Source organism: Pontibacter rugosus (assembly GCF_042678745.1).
Lineage (GTDB): Bacteria > Bacteroidota > Bacteroidia > Cytophagales > Hymenobacteraceae > Pontibacter > Pontibacter rugosus.
The window spans coordinates 1-1252 of record NZ_JBHTLD010000425.1; the positions used below are offsets into that span (position 1 = coordinate 1).

The window sequence follows — 1252 nt, forward strand, 5'->3', positions numbered from 1 at the left end:
TGGAGTTGCTACCTTTGACTGGAGAGTTTTATATAGGCAGATTTGTGAAAGTATTAAATTTGACTATTATGGATAGACGTGTTTTTGACGCCTCCTTCAAACGGATGGCCATCGACCTCTCCTACGCGAGGGGATCGGTAAAAGAGGTGGCCGATGAGTTGGGCATCGACCCCGGCCGGTTGAGCAAGTGGCGGCAGAAGGACGGTTCACCGGTAAGATCCACCGAGGGGCTCAGTGACGATCAAAAAGAGATCAAACGGCTGCAAAAGGAGCTGAAGGAGGCGCAGCTGGAGCGCGACATACTAAAAAAGGCCATCAGCATCTTCTCCAGGGGAGACGGGCGGTATACGGATTCATAAAAGAGCACCGCAACCAGTTTCCCGTCGAGAAGATGTGCCAGGTGCTCAAAGTCAGCGCCAGTGGCTATTATTACTGGCTTCACCACCCGGTCAGTCTGCGAGAACTCAAGGAGCAGCAACTAGTGGCCCAGATTAAGGAGGTGTACCGGCAGAGCAAGTGCCGCTATGGCTCCCCCAGGATTGCCGTTGAACTGCAGCAACAGGGTGTTTGCGTGTCCCGCCCACGCGTAGCCAGGATGATGCATAAGCATCAGATAAGGAGCATTGTACGGAAGAGGTACCGGGTGCAGACCACCGATTCCGGCCATGCCTATACAGTGGCGGAGAACCACCTGGCAAGAGATTTCCGGGCGCTAAGGCCGGCAGAGAAGTGGGTATCGGACCTGACCTACATCAGGACCGGGGAAGGCTGGCTGTACCTGACGATCGTGCTGGACCTGGCCGACAGGAAGGTGGTGGGCTGGGCGCTGAGCGAGACCATGGAGGCGGAAGCAACCACGGTGGCCGCCTTTCGGATGGCCATCAGAAACAGGCCCCTGTTCCACTCTCTTTTGTTTCACTCTGACCGGGGCGTGCAGTACGCCTGCAGCGCGTTCAGAGAGCAACTGGAGGGAACGCCAGTGCTGCAGAGCATGAGCCGCAAGGGAAACTGCTGGGACAACGCAGTGGCCGAAAGCTTCTTCAAGACAATGAAAACAGAGATGGTGTACCACCATCAGTTTGCCACCAGGCAAGAGGCCCGGCTGGCCGTGTTTGAGTATATCGAGGGTTTCTACAACCGAAAAAGGAGGCATTCAGCCCTTGGTTACCTGACTCCTTGCCAATATGAAAAACTGTTGTGCAACCAAGCTGTGGCTGCCTGAAAAAGTCTCCAGTAAAACATTGCAATTCCA

Annotated in this window: 2 protein-coding genes; both read left to right on the top strand. The window is 54.9% G+C overall.

Annotated elements, in window-relative coordinates; genetic code table 11:
• Window positions 1-359: transposase (locus tag ACFQ2O_RS21685; RefSeq protein ID WP_377533005.1), on the top strand; the 359-nt coding region annotated here is incomplete at its 5' end.
• Window positions 356-1222 (top strand): IS3 family transposase, encoded by an 867-nt coding sequence (locus ACFQ2O_RS21690; protein ID WP_377533007.1) that lies wholly within the window; start codon window positions 356-358, stop codon window positions 1220-1222. The genes ACFQ2O_RS21685 and ACFQ2O_RS21690, both read left to right, overlap by 4 nt.
• The last annotated feature ends 30 nt before the right edge of the window (window positions 1223-1252 follow it).